General features: G+C 45.4%; 15 protein-coding genes. 3 read left to right on the forward strand and 12 right to left on the reverse strand.

The genetic code is table 11. The features are described from left to right. The first annotated feature begins 43 nt into the window (after nucleotides 1–43). Nucleotides 44–823, forward strand: a complete 780-nt coding sequence (locus P8S55_RS10470; protein ID WP_289224154.1) for an enoyl-ACP reductase FabI — start codon at nucleotides 44–46, stop codon at nucleotides 821–823. Nucleotides 824–1127: 304 nt separating this feature from the next. Here P8S55_RS10470 and P8S55_RS10475 read toward each other — a convergent pair whose 3' ends face one another. From P8S55_RS10475 to P8S55_RS10485, 3 genes are read right to left on the reverse strand one after another with little or no spacing between them, the layout of a single operon-like run. Then, the gene (locus P8S55_RS10475; RefSeq protein WP_289225335.1) at nucleotides 1128–2456 is read right to left on the reverse strand and encodes a replication-associated recombination protein A; all 1329 of its coding nucleotides are present in this window, start codon (nucleotides 2454–2456) and stop codon (nucleotides 1128–1130) included. A gap of 9 nt (nucleotides 2457–2465) precedes the next feature. Continuing rightward, nucleotides 2466–3080: an outer membrane lipoprotein periplasmic chaperone LolA gene (gene lolA, locus P8S55_RS10480; protein ID WP_289224155.1), complete on the reverse strand. Its 615-nt coding sequence runs from the start codon at nucleotides 3078–3080 to the stop codon at nucleotides 2466–2468. Between the two features lie 10 nt (nucleotides 3081–3090). Beyond that, complete coding sequence (locus tag P8S55_RS10485) at nucleotides 3091–5649, reverse strand: DNA translocase FtsK (protein ID WP_289224156.1); 2559 nt, start codon at nucleotides 5647–5649, stop codon at nucleotides 3091–3093. Between the two features lie 154 nt (nucleotides 5650–5803). Between P8S55_RS10485 and trxB the strand changes: the two genes are divergently transcribed. Continuing rightward, complete coding sequence (gene trxB / locus P8S55_RS10490) at nucleotides 5804–6757, forward strand: thioredoxin-disulfide reductase (RefSeq protein ID WP_289224157.1); 954 nt, start codon at nucleotides 5804–5806, stop codon at nucleotides 6755–6757. 144 nt (nucleotides 6758–6901) lie between these two features. On the opposite strand, the gene acpS is transcribed toward trxB, so the two are convergent. From acpS to P8S55_RS10535, 9 genes are all read right to left on the reverse strand, one after another. After that, a complete protein-coding gene (acpS, locus tag P8S55_RS10495; protein WP_289224158.1) occupies nucleotides 6902–7276 on the reverse strand; it encodes a holo-ACP synthase in 375 nt (124 codons plus the stop codon). 7 nt (nucleotides 7277–7283) lie between these two features. Beyond that, entirely contained in the window at nucleotides 7284–8033 is a 750-nt protein-coding gene (gene pdxJ, locus P8S55_RS10500) for a pyridoxine 5'-phosphate synthase (RefSeq protein ID WP_289224159.1), read from the reverse strand. A gap of 48 nt (nucleotides 8034–8081) precedes the next feature. Further along, entirely contained in the window at nucleotides 8082–8801 is a 720-nt protein-coding gene (gene recO, locus P8S55_RS10505) for a DNA repair protein RecO (RefSeq protein ID WP_289224160.1), read from the reverse strand. Between the two features lie 30 nt (nucleotides 8802–8831). Beyond that, a complete protein-coding gene (gene era, locus P8S55_RS10510; protein WP_289224161.1) occupies nucleotides 8832–9785 on the reverse strand; it encodes a GTPase Era in 954 nt (317 codons plus the stop codon). Continuing rightward, nucleotides 9782–10477 carry a ribonuclease III gene (gene rnc, locus P8S55_RS10515; RefSeq protein WP_289224162.1) on the reverse strand — a complete coding sequence of 232 codons (696 nt, stop codon included), beginning with the start codon at nucleotides 10475–10477 and terminating at the stop codon, nucleotides 9782–9784. The genes era and rnc overlap by 4 nt, the downstream gene beginning before the upstream one ends. Beyond that, complete coding sequence (gene lepB, locus P8S55_RS10520) at nucleotides 10477–11247, reverse strand: signal peptidase I (protein WP_289224163.1); 771 nt, start codon at nucleotides 11245–11247, stop codon at nucleotides 10477–10479. Before lepB ends, rnc begins: the two co-directional genes overlap by 1 nt. Beyond that, nucleotides 11244–13055 (reverse strand): translation elongation factor 4, encoded by a 1812-nt coding sequence (gene lepA, locus P8S55_RS10525; RefSeq protein ID WP_289224164.1) that lies wholly within the window; start codon nucleotides 13053–13055, stop codon nucleotides 11244–11246. Before lepA ends, lepB begins: the two co-directional genes overlap by 4 nt. 134 nt (nucleotides 13056–13189) lie before the next feature. Further along, nucleotides 13190–14617: a DegQ family serine endoprotease gene (locus P8S55_RS10530; protein WP_289224165.1), complete on the reverse strand. Its 1428-nt coding sequence runs from the start codon at nucleotides 14615–14617 to the stop codon at nucleotides 13190–13192. Beyond that, a complete protein-coding gene (locus tag P8S55_RS10535) occupies nucleotides 14614–15054 on the reverse strand; it encodes a SoxR reducing system RseC family protein (protein ID WP_289224166.1) in 441 nt (146 codons plus the stop codon). Before P8S55_RS10535 ends, P8S55_RS10530 begins: the two co-directional genes overlap by 4 nt. 89 nt (nucleotides 15055–15143) lie before the next feature. Between P8S55_RS10535 and nadB the strand changes: the two genes are divergently transcribed. Continuing rightward, the gene (gene nadB / locus P8S55_RS10540) at nucleotides 15144–16736 is read left to right on the forward strand and encodes an L-aspartate oxidase (protein ID WP_289224167.1); all 1593 of its coding nucleotides are present in this window, start codon (nucleotides 15144–15146) and stop codon (nucleotides 16734–16736) included. The last annotated feature ends 6 nt before the right edge of the window (nucleotides 16737–16742 follow it).

The following is a 16742-nucleotide window of genomic DNA, read 5'->3' on the forward strand; positions in this document are numbered from 1 at the left end:
GCGCTATTTTATGGCGTCAAATTAAATCAAAATGGAGAAAAATATGGGATTCCTAACCGGAAAACGTGCACTGATTGTCGGTGTTGCCAATAACAAATCTATCGCCTATGGTATTGCAAAACAAATGCATGAGCAAGGCGCAGAGATCGCATTAACCTATCAAAGTGAAAAACTAAAAAGCCGTGTTGAAGGTGTAGCGGCTGAATTAGGCGCCAATATCGTACTGGCGCTTGACGTAGCTGACGACCAACAGATTGCAGAGGTATTCGCACAACTGCAAACCCAATGGCCTGAAGGCTTAGATATTCTTGTACACTCTGTCGCCTTTGCACCGCGTGAAGAGCTTGAAGGTCGCATGATCGATGCTTCAACCCGCGAAGGCTTTAAAATTGCCCACGACATCAGTGCCTACAGCTTAACCGCGCTCACCAAAGCCGGCCACAGCATGCTAAAAGCGCGCCAAGGCGCGGTGATGACCATTTCTTATCTAGGCGCAGAACGCGCCGTGCCTAACTACAATGTGATGGGGATTGCCAAAGCTTCATTGGAAGCGACTGTGCGCTATCTAGCGGCTGATTTAGGCCAAGACGGCATTCGTGTCAACGCGGTATCGGCCGGCCCGATTCGTACCCTTGCCGCTTCAGGCATCAAAGATTTCCGCTCCATGCTCGATAAAGCCGCCCAGGCAACACCACTACGCCGCAATGTCACCATTCACGAAGTAGGCAATACCTGCGCCTTCCTATGCTCTGACCTTGCCTCAGGCATTACCGGCGAAATCACCTATGTCGATGGCGGTTATAATATCACCGCTTCAACCTAATAACACACGGGCTTGCCTGCTTAGCAATCAAGCCCGTCTTTTAATTTAATCTGATAAAGTTCGGTACAGCAGAACGTACTCATCAAGCTAAGATGTAATGAGGTCGAGTGCCAATGGAGACATGGGAGGATGGCAAAAAGATATGGGCTGAAAAGTTCATAGCTTAAACTTAACCTGACAAGACACTGAGCCAAAATAAGGAACTGTCAGATCAAGCCTGAGCTTCTACACCACGTATAGGTTTGATGCGACAGGGCAAATCGCGCCACTGCGCCTAACGCCCCGCCAACGGCTAACCAAAACATCATGATGGTCGTCTTTTGTGATTTGAAGTTTTATTTAAGGCTTTTAAATGAGCCATTTTAGCGGCAATTTTTATTTCCAACCCCCGCTCTACCGGCTGATAATAGTCACGCTCAACCATGTTATCAGGAAAGTAACATTCGCCCGCCGCAAAGGCATCAGGTTCGTCATGCGCATAGCGATAACCTTTGCCATAATCCATCCCCTGCATAAGCTTGGTTGGCGCGTTACGCAGATGCAGCGGCACTTCATCAGAGCCATGGTGTTTAATGTCTTTCAGTGCCGCTTTATAAGCCATATAAACGGCATTCGATTTAGGCGCAACGGCTAAATACATCGCCGCTTGTGCCAGCGCCAAATCGCCTTCGGGCGAGCCTAAACGCTCATACGCCTGCGCGGCATTCACCGCGACATCTAATGCGCGCGGATCGGCATTGGCAATTTCTTCAGACGCCATCCGAATCAAACGACGGGCTAAATACTTGGGGTCAACCCCAGCATCAAGCATCCGCACCAACCAATAGAGTGCGGCATTCGGGTCTGAACCACGCACCGATTTATGCAGAGCAGAAATTTGATCATAAAAAGCCTCACCACCCTTATCAAAGCGGCGAAAACCCGCTTGTACAATTTCACGACAATCCTGTAGTTTTATCACCAGGCCTGGTGGTAAAACGCTTGATTCAGCGGGTTGCGCAAAGTCAGCTAACTGTTCAATAAAATTAATTAACCGCCGCGCATCGCCATCTGCTGCTTGTACCAATAAATCTTGCGCATCGTCCGCCAAATTAACTTGCATGCCTAAGTCTTGCGACATCAAATTCAATGCGCGTGCCAATACTAACTTCAGCTCATCCAAATCCAAAGACTTCAACACATACACCCGTGCGCGTGATAACAAGGCATTGTTTATTTCAAACGAGGGATTTTCAGTGGTGGCGCCGATAAAAACAAAAGTACCGTCTTCGACATAGGGTAGAAACGCATCTTGCTGGGATTTATTGAAGCGATGCACCTCATCCACAAACAACAAGGTGCCTTGATTAAATTGTTCACGCTGCGCCTTGGCTTGCTCGACCGCCTTGCGCACTTCCTTGACCCCATCGAGCACCGCTGACAGATTAATAAACTCTAAATCAGATTGCAGGGCAATCAAGCGCGCCAAGGTGGTTTTACCCGTTCCCGGTGGCCCCCAAAAGATCATTGAATGCAGATGTTTGGAGGCAAACACTTTTGATAGAGCACGGTTCTCACCCAACAAGTGGGTTTGGCCAACATAATCGGCAAGGTTTTGCGGTCTTAAACGCTCAGATAAGGGTTGGTAAGCCATCACAATACACTAGATTTCACCAAACAAATCGACGTTTTGTGGCACTGAAAAACGGAACGCACTGGGTGAAATAGGCTGATTAATCTGGATGTTTTCAAACCTAACCTTAGTGACATTATCAGAACTCTGATACATCCATACTTGCTGTATCACCCCGTCTTTTAAGCCAATCTCAATGCTTTGAAAAAACGTATTGCCTCGTGGACGTAAGTTGTACCAAGTTAAACCACCACGATTACCTGCCGAAACAATGCGATAAGCCTGCTCAATCGGCTCTTCAAACAATAACCAAGCTAAGGGAATATCATTTTGAATTTCCGCCACCGGGCGCACCGACACTTGGTTCAACTCCACATCATGCACCCATAGTCGTATTCCATCGACAATAATATGTTGTTCTTCAGGTTTTTGATAATTCCAGCGCATCAGGCCGGGTCGCATTAAATCAAACGTTCCTGTTGAGACCTCTTTACGGAAAAAATATTCCTCTTCTCGCTCCTGCACAAAATCGGCAGAAAACGTTTTAAGCTCATTCACCGACTGTTGTAATGGGTGCACCTGGGCAACAACCAGGCCTGGTAGCATAAACCCGATCAAACCCAACGCATAAAATAGTTTTTTCATATTTCTTCCTTTAATCAGACTTTGGCACTAAGACTTCGCGGTTACCATTCGCTTGCATGGTCGATACCACACCTGCCGCTTCCATCGCTTCAACAATTCGCGCCGCGCGGTTATACCCAATTTTAAACCGTCGCTGTACCGATGAAATTGACACTCTACCACTTTGCACTACAAACTCGACCGCTTCATCATAAATCACATCTTGCTCAGCATCGCTCGGATCACCCGCTGCCCCACCGGACGACATCATCGAGTCGGGATCGCGGGTAATCGCTTCAAGATACTGCGGTGCACCCTGCTGCTTAATAAAGTCCACCACACGGTGCACCTCATCATCTGACACAAATGCACCGTGCACACGAATCGGTGAACCGCTACCTGGCGGCAAATATAGCATATCTCCCATCCCTAACAACTGCTCCGCACCCATTTGATCGAGTACAGTGCGTGAGTCAATTTTTGATGATACTTGAAACGAAATACGGGTTGGAATATTCGCTTTAATCAGGCCTGTTATAACGTTAACCGATGGACGCTGGGTGGCCAGAATCAAATGAATCCCCGAAGCACGCGCTTTTTGTGCCAAACGCGCAATCAGCTCTTCGACCTTTTTACCGACCACCATAATCATGTCAGCAAATTCATCAATCACCACCACAATATAAGGCAACGGCTCAAGTGTCGGCGGCGCATCTGACATTTCAAAGCTCATGGTTTTGGCTTGTTCATACAAAGGATCGGGAATCGGCTCACCCTTATCAATCGCCGCCTGCACCTTTTCATTAAAGCCGCCAATATTTCTAACGCCCATTTTCGCCATCAACATATAACGGCGATCCATTTCAAACACACACCAACGCAACGCATTCGCCGCATCCGACATATCGGTCACCACCGGGGTTAGTAGATGCGGAATATCCTCATAAATTGACAGTTCCAACATCTTAGGATCCACCATGATCAAGCGCACATCCTTAGCGGTGCTTTTATACAGCATACTCAAAATCATGCTGTTCACCCCGACTGATTTACCAGAACCCGTGGTGCCCGCCACTAACACATGCGGCATTTTGGCTAGATTAGCGACCACAGGTTTGCCCGAAATATCCTTACCTAAACCCAAAGTTAAAGGCGCACTACTGTTCTGGAAGGCCTCTGAAGATAAAATATCACTAAAGCCAACAATCTCGCGCTGGGCATTGGGGATTTCAATTCCCACACAGGATTTACCTGGAATCACATCCACCACACGCACCGCTTGCACCGCTAAAGCCCGCGCTAAGTCTTTCGACAAGTTAGAAATCTGACTAACCTTAACACCCGCAGCGGGCATTAACTCAAAACTCGTCACAACAGGGCCGGGTAAAACCGCTTCAACCGTTACTGTCACGCCAAATTCTTGCAAACGTGTTTCAAGCAACAAGGACATAGCCTGCAATTCTTCTTCAGAATAGGCATCATCATAAACTGGCGCAGGGTCAAGTAAAGACAGACAAGGTAACTCAGGTTCTTTAACGTGATAGCTCGCAGAATCGGCGCGGTACTTTGGTTCAATCGCCACAGCGCCTTGCTGTGCCAAAGTCGGTTGGCTGGTTTCTTCCTGCAACCTATCAAAGGGCGCGTCTACTTGAGCTAAAACGGGCTCTTCAGACAACACAGGGCTATCTACCTTAACCGGCTTTACTTTTCTTGAAATACCCGCTAAGTTTAAATCCACAGCCTTGGGTGATATCGGCGGGATAGTTAGATTCGGCTCGTCAACTAAGCGCGAACGCTGTGTTTCAACAGCCTGCGTGCGTTTTACTTTGTGCTCTTTAATTCTGGCTCTCTCAGCCTTTTTATTTTTAAGCCAACCTTGAATTTTCTCCACGAGATTTAAATTAATCCAAATCTGCTTTACGCTCAATCCTCGCCATCTTTCAGTAGGCAGTTTTTCTAAAACAGCATAAATCAACCACCAACCAGCTCGCCCGGTAACTTCACAAATCGTTAGCCACGACTGCCCTATTAGCATACTCATGCCCACGGCAAATAGAATCAACAAAATAAGCGTAGTAGCCAGTAAATCAAAGCCACCCACTAACCATACGCTTAGCTCATAACCGAGAACACCACCTGAAAAATAAGGTAATTCAACCAACCAGTTATCAGGATGAAGGAATAAGCTAGCCATACCAGAACCGGATAATATAATCAGCATCAGGCCAGTTAAACTGAGCAAAAAACGCCCCCAATCAAAATCCTGATTCGAGCGAACTTTTAACGTAACCCATCCGGCCATAAGAATACCAAATGGCCAAGCAAAGCCAAAAACACCAAACAAATACAATAAAAAAGATGACAACCATGCGCCCGTTGCACCGCCATAATTGTAATAATAATCAGCATGGCCTACTTTTTGAAAACCTGGATCATTAGGATCAAAACTAAACAAAACAACAAACAAAAAAATGGCTAAGCCAATACAGCTTAAAAGAACAAGGTCTTTTAACAACCAGCTCCAACGCGTCCATATTGGTGATTCGCCTTGATTTAAAGATTGGTTATCATCGGAATTAAATAAAGCCAAAATACTTCCTAAATTGTGCAAAATTGAGACAGGCGTAAAAGGTAGCTCGCTGTCAGCATTAAAAACTGCTAGAATTTTAACATAAATGAGCTACTAAACAGTGATACTCACTGATATCACCGAACAATAATTATCATAAACTAAAGGAAATATTATGACTGATAAACATTGCAAATTACTAATACTCGGTTCAGGCCCGGCTGGCTATACTGCGGCTGTTTATGCAGCACGTGCTAATCTAAATCCTGTCATCATCACGGGCATGCAGCAAGGTGGACAACTCACTACCACCACCGAAGTCGATAATTGGCCAGGCGATGCAGAAGGGCTAACTGGCCCAGATTTAATGGTGCGCATGCAACAGCATGCCGAGCGTTTTGGTACGGAGATCATTTTTGACCATATCAACCAGGCTGATCTTCAACAACGCCCCTTCGTACTAAAAGGCGACAGCGGCACTTACACTTGTGATGCGCTAATTATCGCAACCGGTGCATCGGCTAAGTATTTAGGTCTTGAGTCGGAAGAAGCGTTCAAAGGTAAAGGTGTTTCTGCTTGTGCCACCTGTGATGGCTTTTTCTATCGCAACCAAAAAGTTGCGGTAATTGGTGGGGGCAATACCGCTGTTGAAGAAGCTCTGTATTTATCCAATATTGCGGCCGAAGTCACGGTGGTGCATCGTCGTGACAAATTTAGAAGCGAAAAAATCCTGTCTGACAAACTACTCGCCAAAGCCAAAGAGGGCAATGTAAAACTAGAGTTTAACAGCGCGCTTGACGAAGTATTAGGTGACAAAACCGGCGTGAGCGGCATACGTATCAAGAACGTTGAAACGGGTGAAACTAAAGACATCGACTTAATGGGCGTATTTATCGCGATTGGCCATACCCCTAACACTGGATTATTTGAAGGTCAGCTTGAAATGGTAAATGGCTATATTAAAGTACAAAGCGGCTTACAAGGTAATGCGACCGCCACTAGCGTGAAAGGCGTGTTTGCTGCAGGCGATGTGATGGATCAAGTTTATAAACAAGCCATCACCTCTTCAGGAGCCGGCTGCATGGCCGCACTCGATGCCGAGCGTTATTTTGAAGAGAAAGGCATATAAACCACTAACACCAAGCTGCTAATACTAAAAGCCTGTCAAACATCAGACTGACAGGCTTTTAGCTCTAGCCAGCCAAGATTGCACACTAATGTTGCAATTTGACTCATCATCAATTAGCTATAAAAAATTGAGCTTAATAGTTGCTTAATTTGCAACCACAAACGCAACAGCATAGTGTTTTTCGTCGCTAATGGATAGTTGCCATTGAGTGATTCCTAGATGAGCGGCGCGACTATGCGCACCGCCGGTAAGTTCTATTTTCGGCTGACCAAGTTCTGTATGGCTTATCACAATATCCGCAAAGCCTATCCCTTGCGCAATGCCAGTACCGAGCGCTTTACTTACCGCTTCTTTCGCCGCCCAGCGTTTGGCTAAAAATCGTGCGGGTTGGCGGTGGCTTTTTAAAACTAACTGCTCTGATTCAGATAGCAAGCGTTGTGCAAAACGAGCACCTTGCTTTTGCCACAAGACCTCTATCCGTGCAATTTCTACGATATCTGTACCAACACCCTTAATCATCGTGTTTTTAATCCACCAGATAGGCGTTTTGACGGGCTTCAACCATGAGGCGCTTCATTTCAGCAATCGCCGTAGGCAAGCCTGAATACACGGCCTGCGCGACAATCGCATGGCCGATATTTAACTCTTCAATCACCTTAATTGCGGCAATCGGCTGGACATTATGATAATGCAAACCATGCCCTGCATTCACCACCAAACCAAGGCTGTGTGCCAACTCAGCAGCCTGTGCGATGCGCTTGAGTTCAGCTTGAATGTCAGCGGGTCGGGTGAGTTTGGCATAAGTACCTGTGTGCAATTCAATCACCGGCGCACCCACCGCTTTGGCCGCACGAATTTGCGTTTCGTCAGGATCAATAAACAAAGACACGCGACAACCTGCTTTCGCTAAACGCGCGCAGGCCTGGGTTAACAAAGCCTGCTGCCCCGCTACATCCAATCCCCCTTCGGTCGTTAGTTCCTCGCGTTTTTCCGGTACTAAACAGACATCTTCCGGCTCCACATCACAGGCGATATTAATCATTTCTTCGGTAACCGCCATTTCTAAATTAATTTTAGTTTGGTAACAGGCTTTTAAGCGATAAACATCCTCATCTTGGATATGGCGACGATCTTCGCGCAAATGCAGCGTAATGCTGTCCGCACCGGCCATTTCGGCATCTAATGCGGCTTTAATCGGGTCGGGGTAACGTGTGCCGCGTGCTTGGCGCAGGGTCGCCACATGGTCAATGTTTAAGCCAAGAAAAATAGGATTCATGGTAATAAGGTGTCCTTAAAATTAATAAATTAGAATTGAAATATTGATTTAGTTAAAAAGTGCACGGGTAGCCAAGGGTTTGGTGCCAAGATGCGGTTGCAAAATCCGGCGCATCAACTGTTTCCAACTCGCCAAGCAAGCAAGACAAAATTCTTGCTCAGAAAACTTAAGTAAACACGCTCCGGTTATCGACCAGCGTGGCTGAGGCAACGGGTTAAGTTGATAAAAACCTGTTTGCGGTTGATAGCCATAGAGTAGAGCAGGTTCTATCGGCTGAGCTTGTGCATCTAATGTTAAATCAACGCCGTAACCCAATTCGGCTAACAAAACCAACTCAAACTGACGCAAGTGCCAAGCCATAAGCTCTCGTTGGTCACTTTGCGCTAAAGCATGAAGTGCTTGCTGATAATGAGCAAATAAACCCTCTAATCCATCGGTGGGCTGAATAAGCCGATAAAGCAGCTCGTTAAGATAAAGCCCACAGAGCGCCGCATCGGCTTTTAGCCCATAAGCCAAACCCTGTGGCTCTATATTTTGAGGTGTTAACCAATCCAGTTGTTGAGTAGGTGTTTCACGCCACTCAACCAACAAGGGTTGAAAGGGTTGTAACCAGGCCTGCTTTTGGCGCGCGGATTTCGAGGCCGAACGCACACCGCGTAAACTGGCGCTCACCTTACCCATTTCTGGCATAAACAAGGTCAATAACATGCTGGTTTCACGATAGGGTCGGCTATGTAAAATAAAAGCAGGCTGTATTTTTAATATCAATTAACCCGTCCTCCGCCACTCTGCCCAGCATTAATTGTGCGATTCGGTATAACCCAAACTTGCCAATGCACGGTCATCATCAGACCAGTTTTCTTTTACCTTGACCCACAACTCCAAATGCACGCGGTTCTCTAGCAGCGCAATCATGTCTTTACGCGCATCAGTACCTATTTGTTTGATTTTCTCACCTTTATCACCTATCACAATGCGTTTTTGGCCTTCACGTTCAACCAAAATCAGCGCATTAATTGCCCAACGCCCTGTGCCCTCTTCCTGTTCAAACTGCTCAATTTCTACGGTTGCACCATAAGGTACTTCATCACCTAGCATACGCATCAGTTTTTCACGCACAATTTCAGCAACCAAAAACTTGGTCGAACGGTCGGTAATATAGTCCTCAGGGAAAATCGGCGCTTGATTGGGCAAGACTTTTAAAATTTCTTTCTGAATTAAATCAAGACCATTTTTCTTATGCGCTGAAACAGGAATGAGGGTGCTAAATTCCACCTTGCCATTTAAGGTCTGCAAAAAGGGTAATAAATCAGTTTTTTGCTTAAACTTATCCACCTTATTGACAATCAACACCACCGGCGCATCGGCATGTTTTAATTGATCGGCTACTGACTGATCCTCCTTGTTCCATCGGCCGGCCTCAATCACGAACAAAATGACATCCACCCCCGAAAACGCACTTTTGGCAACACGATTCATGTAGCGGTTAATCGACTTTTGACCACCTAAATGCATACCCGGCGTATCAACGTACACTATCTGGTGATCATCAGCGGTATAAATCCCGTGGATACGGTGGCGGGTGGTTTGTGGCTTGTGTGAGGTGATGCTGAGTTTTTGCCCCAGCAGCTCATTCATTAACGTGGATTTCCCGACATTTGGCCGCCCAATAACCGCGGCAAAACCCGCTTTAAAATCCGTGGTTTCTTCAACCAGGCCTGGTTGTTCTAAATCTATATGTATCGGTTTCATAATTCACCCAGTGCATCAAGTGCAAATTCAGCTGCTTTTTGTTCCGCTTTGCGGCGTGACATATCCGTCGCTTCAAATTTTGTATTTAGCTTAGCGACATAACAAGCTACCGTGAAATTTTGGGCATGTGCCGCGCCATTAACACTAATAATGCTATATTCGGGTAAGGGTTGTTGATCCGCTTGTAAGATTTCTTGCAGGCGTGTTTTCGGGTCTTTACCTACTTTTTTTGGATCCAAGGCATCCAATCGGCCAGCATAGATCCGCTCAACAAAAGCACGTGTTTGCCCCAAGCCACCATCCTTATAAATAGCACAAATAATGGCTTCAACCGCATCAGCGATAATTGAGCTGCGTCGATAACCTCCGCTTTTAAGTTCGCCAGGGCCTAAGATCAAGTAATTAGATAACTCATATTCGCGGCCAATTTCTGCCAATGTTTCGCCCTTAACCAAATGTGCTCGAATGCGGCTTAAATCACCTTCAGGCAATTTGGTAAACTGATGAAACAAAATATCAGCGATCATAAAGTTGACTAAACTATCACCCAAAAACTCCAAACGCTCATTGTTTTTAGCATTTTGACTACGATGGGTTAGAGCCAAGCTAAGCCAGGACAAATCACTAAACGAATAACCCAGTTTGCGACTTAATTCACGAAGCTTCGCTTCTCTTTCCTCATCCAACGACATCAGTTAATCCCCTTGCCAATGCGATTGAACTGAATGCCATTGTCCCAATGCATCCAAATACCAAATGCACGGCCTTTAAGATGTTCATCTGGCACAAAGCCCCACATACGGCTATCCGCACTATGATCTCGGTTATCGCCGACAGCAAAATAATGTCCTTCTGGCACGGTGACTTCGTACATGATTTGGCCAGCACGATTAGGATCGATTAAGATCTCATGCACATTACCACCGGGTAACAGCTCTTGCAACAACGCAGCACCCGTCATAACCGAACCCGATTCAGTTCCAATATAGCGCCCAATAGGCTTTTGCTCTACTAGCTCACCATTAATAAATAACTTTTTATCTATATAACTGACCGTATCACCCGGTAAACCGACTATCCGTTTGATATAGTCAATTTTAGGGTCTAATGGGAAACGAAAAACAGCAACATCGCCACGCTTTACTTCGCCTAAAGGCAGAATTTTAGTTTGTACCACAGGTAAACGTATGCCGTAAGAAAACTTATTAACGACAATAAAATCACCTATATGTAATGTAGGGTACATAGAACCAGACGGGATTCTAAACGGCTCAATAATAAACGAACGCAACACCAAAACTATCAAAAAAACAGGAAATAAAGAGCGAGAATATTCAATAATTAATGGCTCTTTTTCAGTCGTCGCTGACTCGGCTCTTTTTCTTCGCCAAACCAGCTTATCAATAAATACAATCACCCCAGTTATCGCGGTGATTAATACCAATATTAATTCAAAACTCACTTATCCGATCCTCCAGTGTTCAATACCGCCATAAAAGCCTCCTGCGGCAGCTCAACACGTCCGATTGTTTTCATTCGTTTTTTGCCCGCTTTCTGCTTCTCTAGTAATTTTTTCTTACGCGACACGTCGCCGCCATAACATTTCGCTAAAACGTTCTTGCGCATCGCTTTTACATTGGTACGTCCGATAATCTTGCCACCAATTGCCGCCTGTATCGCTACTTCAAACATTTGGCGTGGGATAATGTCTTTGAGTTTTTCAATCATTTCCTTTCCACGCTGCACCGCCACGCAGCGGTGAGTGATGACCGCCAAGGCATCTACTGGCTCACCATTAATTAAAAAGTCTAGCTTGACTAAATCATCAGCTTGGAAACGTTTAAACTCATAATCCATCGAGGCATACCCACGACTGGTTGACTTTAAGCGGTCAAAAAAGTCCAATACCACTTCGTTCAAAGGCAGCTCAAAGCTTATCGCAATTTGGTTACCGGCATAGGTCATGTTTTTTTGCACGCCGCGCTTATCAATACACAGCTTCATCACCGCGCCGATATGATCCTGTGGCACCAAAATATTCGCTTGAATAATCGGCTCACGAATTTCATCAATCGACCCCACTTCCGGTAACTCAGACGGGTTATCAATTTTCAATACCTCGCCCTTTTTAGTTAAAATTTCATATACAACTGTTGGTGCCGTACTAATCAAATCCAGGTTATATTCACGTTCCAACCGTTCTTGCACAATTTCCATATGCAACATGCCCAAAAAGCCACAACGGAAACCAAACCCAAGTGCTTCAGAGGTTTCCGGCTCAAAATGCAATGCCGCATCATTCAAGCGCAGCTTACGCAGCGCCTCACGTAAATCTTCATAATCCTCCGAACTAATCGGAAATAACCCTGCAAACACACGCGGTTGAACCGGTTTGAACCCAGGCATACGCTCGGTCGCTGGGTTTCTGGAATCCGTAAGCGTGTCACCAACTGGCGCGCCATCAATATCTTTAATGCCCGCGATGACATAACCTACTTCGCCAGCACTCAAACAATCACGCGAGGTACGTTTGGGTGTAAAAATACCCACATCGGTTATCTCGTAGTCATCTCCCGTTGACATAACCCGCATTTTCATTTTTTTACTGATTTTGCCATCCAACACACGAACCAGTGAAACCACACCTAGATAATTATCAAACCAAGAGTCGATTATCAGTGCTTTTAACGGTCCATCAAGATTCCCCTTAGGGGCAGGAACACGCGCAACTATTTGTTCAAGCGTTTCTTTTATGCCGATTCCTGCTTTGGCGCTGGCATGCACCGCGTCATGCGCTTCGATACCAATGATTTCTTCAATTTCTTCAATTACACGTTCGGGTTCTGCCGCAGGTAAATCAATTTTATTGAGCACGGCTAAAACCTCTAGACCCTGTTCAATCGCGGTATAGCAGTTGGCTACCGTTTGCGCCTCAACGCCCTGCGACGCATCCACCACCAATAACGCGCCTTCACAGGCCGCTAAAGAACGAGACACTTCATAAGAAAAGTCCACATGCCCTGGCGTATCAATAAAGTTAAGCTGATAAGTGTTACCATCCTCAGCCGGATACATCAAGGTCACACTCTGCGCTTTAATCGTAATGCCGCGTTCTTTTTCGATGTCCATCGAATCGAGAACTTGGCTCTCCATTTCACGATCAGACAGCCCGCCGCACAGATGAATAAAACGATCGGCAATCGTTGACTTACCATGATCAATATGAGCAATAATCGAAAAATTACGGATTAGCGATAAGGGTTGTGACATGAAGGCTCCAAACAACTCAAAATTCAAATAAAAAAGGGTGCGTTCGCACCCTTTTAAGTTTAACGCCATTAGTTAACTGGCATATAAACGAAGGTTATAAAAATATTTTACGCTAAATATTCTAGCTTGACCAATTAATCAACAACCAGCGCAACAAATATTGATCGCCCATTTCTAACAATCCTTACCGGTAAAGATTGTCCAGGATGGGCTTTAGTGAGCACAGCGTCAATATCTTCAGCTTTTCTAATCGGTTGAAAATTAATACTCACAAGAATATCGCCTTGAAGAATGCCGTTTTTGCGCCCAACCCCCTCTTCAACCTTACTTACCTCTACACCAAAGGGCAGATTAAAACGAGCTAACTGTTCTTTAGTTAATTCTTTAAGCTCGATATTTAAGCGTTTACTTGCTATTTTTTCCGGCTCTTCAGGTTGAGCCTGCGCTTTCGCTTGGGGTTCATGGTCACTTAACGCAGCCAAGATTGCTGTTACGATTTTACGCTCACCTTGTCGAAGAATTTCAATTTCAACCTCTTTTTCCAAGGCAGTAATGCCCACTGCCGGAGGTAAATCAGCTGACTTCTCTATAAGTCGTCCGTCAAATTTCAGGATAATATCCCCTGATTCGATGCCCGCCTTTTCTGCTGGCGTATCTGGAAAGGCTTGTGCAACCAGTGCACCGGTGGGTTTTTCCATATTAAACGAGCGTGCCAATTCTGCAGTTACTTCTTGTACTTGAACACCAAGAAATCCGCGTTCAACCTTGCCTGTTTGCTTGATTTGCTCGACCACGTTCATCGCGATCTCAATTGGGATCGCAAACGAAAGCCCCATAAAGCCACCGCTACGCGTATAAATTTGTGCGTTAATCCCAATGACTTCGCCCTGCAGATTAATTAACGGCCCACCGGAGTTACCTGGATTAATCGCCACATCCGTTTGGATAAACGGTACATAAGTATCATCGGGCAGATTACGGCCTTTAGCACTCACAATACCGGCGGTAACGGTATAATCCAAACCAAAAGGTGCACCAATTGCTAATACCCAAGCCCCCACTTTTAATTGATCAGAGTCACCAATAGTCACAATCGGTAAACCCGTCGCGTCAACCTTCAGCAAAGCAACATCCGTTCGTGGATCACTACCAATAATCTCGGCTGTATACTCTTGGCGATCACTTAAACGCACAATAACGCCATCTGCTCCTTCGATGACATGGTGATTCGTTAGGATATAACCATCTTCGCTGATAATAAAGCCCGAACCCACTGACTGACTCCTGCGCTCAGGTTGCGGACGACGCTCTTGTCGTGGATCAAAGCCAAAGAAATGGCGCAGAAAATCATCAGGAATACCACGAAACTGAGGAGGAATCGTTTCACGAGAAATCCGTTCAGTACGTGTTGTGCTGATATTAACAACCGCTTGGTGGTTCTGCTCAACCAGTTGAGTGAAATCTGGAAAACCTGTAACAACAGACGCATGCGCTTTTAGCAGCCAAACGGGAGCAAAAACGAAACAAAGCATCATACTCAACGTAACTATCTGTTTTTTCATACTGAACTCCTAATAACTTGTATAATTTTTGGCTGCTCGGGTCGGTGATTAAATCTAACCCATAACCAAGCGACAACCATACCCAATAACGCGCCAGCCGCCGTTTGCCAGTCCTGAGGATTTAAGAGCATAGTATTAACCAACAGCGCACCTGTAAACAACCCTAATAGGGGTAATCCATAAGCTAAAAAAGCCTGTTTAATTAAACTTGAGCCGTCTAACTCCAATAAAACTTGATCACCAGGCCTGGCTTCCATCAAATTGGGCAATCTAAGTAACGGTTGACTGCCCATCGCAAAAACTTTCGCTAAACTACTTGTTCCACAACTTGACTGACCTTGACAGCCCCCACAAGCTGATTCGCGCTGAGTTCTGACCCAAACATGATTCTGGTCGGTAGATTCTACCCAACCTTGTGCCTGTAATCGCTGTGTCACTTTGATTTCCACCTTTTATTCAAATTAAGATAAACACCCAAACAATATGCTACTATTATTGCTTTTTTCAAGAGTCAAACGGAGTTTTTGTGTCCTCACGTTTTCACCAAACTCAGGTTTTAATTATCGGCAGTGGCATTGCGGGCTTATCCTTAGCCTTAAAATTAGCAAAAAACTACCAAGTAACGGTTTTAGCCAAAGCCACCCTTGCAGAGAGCAGCAGCATCTACGCACAAGGGGGTATTGCGGCGGTATTAGATCCCTTTGACTCAATAGATGCGCACGTTAATGACACATTAAATGCTGGCGCAGGTTTATGCGAAAAAGAAGCGGTACGCTTTGTCGCGCAAAATGCTAGCCAAGCTATAAATGAACTGATTGCACTGGGTGTTCCCTTTAGCCCTGCCACTGAAGACTCGCCGCCCTTTCGATTCCACTTGACTCAAGAAGGTGGGCATAGCCACCGTAGAATCATTCACGCCGCCGATCATACTGGACACTCGGTACAGTCTACCTTATTAAAAAGGTTGAAAGAACATCAAAATATTAAACTCCTACCTAATCATATGACCATTGACCTCATCACAAGTCGAGAATCTAGACGTTGTATTGGTGCTTATGTCCTTAACAAATCTAATCGCCAGGTCTTTGCAATCCAAGCCAACTTTACTGTTTTAGCAAGTGGTGGCGCGAGCAAGGCTTATCTTTACACCAGCAACCCTGATACCTCAACCGGCGATGGCATCGCCATGGCATGGCGTGCTGGCTGTCGAGTTGGCAATATGGAGTTTAATCAATTTCACCCCACCTGCTTATTTCACCCACAAGATCGTTCATTTTTAATTAGTGAGGCGGTGCGTGGTGAAGGGGGCGTTTTAAAACTTCCAAATGGTGAAGCATTTATGGCGCGATACGATGAACGAGCCGATCTTGCACCACGCGACATTGTTGCACGCGCTATAGACCAAGAAATGAAAACCCATGGTATAGACTGCGTTTACTTAGATATTAGTCATAAATCAAAAGACTACCTACAACAACATTTCCCAACGATTTATGCACGCTGTAAAAAAGTGGGCATTGATATTAGCCAACAACCCATTCCCGTTGTGCCTGCAGCTCACTATACCTGTGGGGGTATTGTGACCAACCTACAAGGCGAGACTGATTTACCCGGCCTTTATGCCATTGGCGAAACGGCTTATACCGGGTTGCATGGTGCCAATCGTCTTGCCAGTAACTCTTTACTTGAAGGACTGGTATTTGCACAAGCTACACGGCTTTCTATTGAATCCTCACAAATTATCCCTATTAATGAAGTTATTCGTGAATGGGATAGCAGCCGTGTGAGTGAAGCACGTGAACGCGTGCTCGTTTCCCATGATTGGGATGAATTGCGGCGCGTAATGTGGGATTATGTTGGTATTGTTCGAACAGATAAACGATTAAACCGTGCAGCACAGCGCATTCGTAATTTACAAAAAGAAATCAATGAGTTTTATCGCCAACATCGATTGGATAGTGATTTACTTGAATTGAGAAACTTGGCTTTGGTTGCTTCTTTAATGGTTGGTTCAGCACAAAAACGTAAAGAAAGCCGAGGACTCCATTACAACCTTGATCACCCACAAACCAAACGGCGGGCGAAACCTACCCTCTTAAAACCTAAAAACTTTCAATAAGGGCGA

It is taken from the genome of Thiomicrospira sp. R3 (assembly GCF_029581415.1).
GTDB lineage: Bacteria > Pseudomonadota > Gammaproteobacteria > Thiomicrospirales > Thiomicrospiraceae > Thiomicrospira.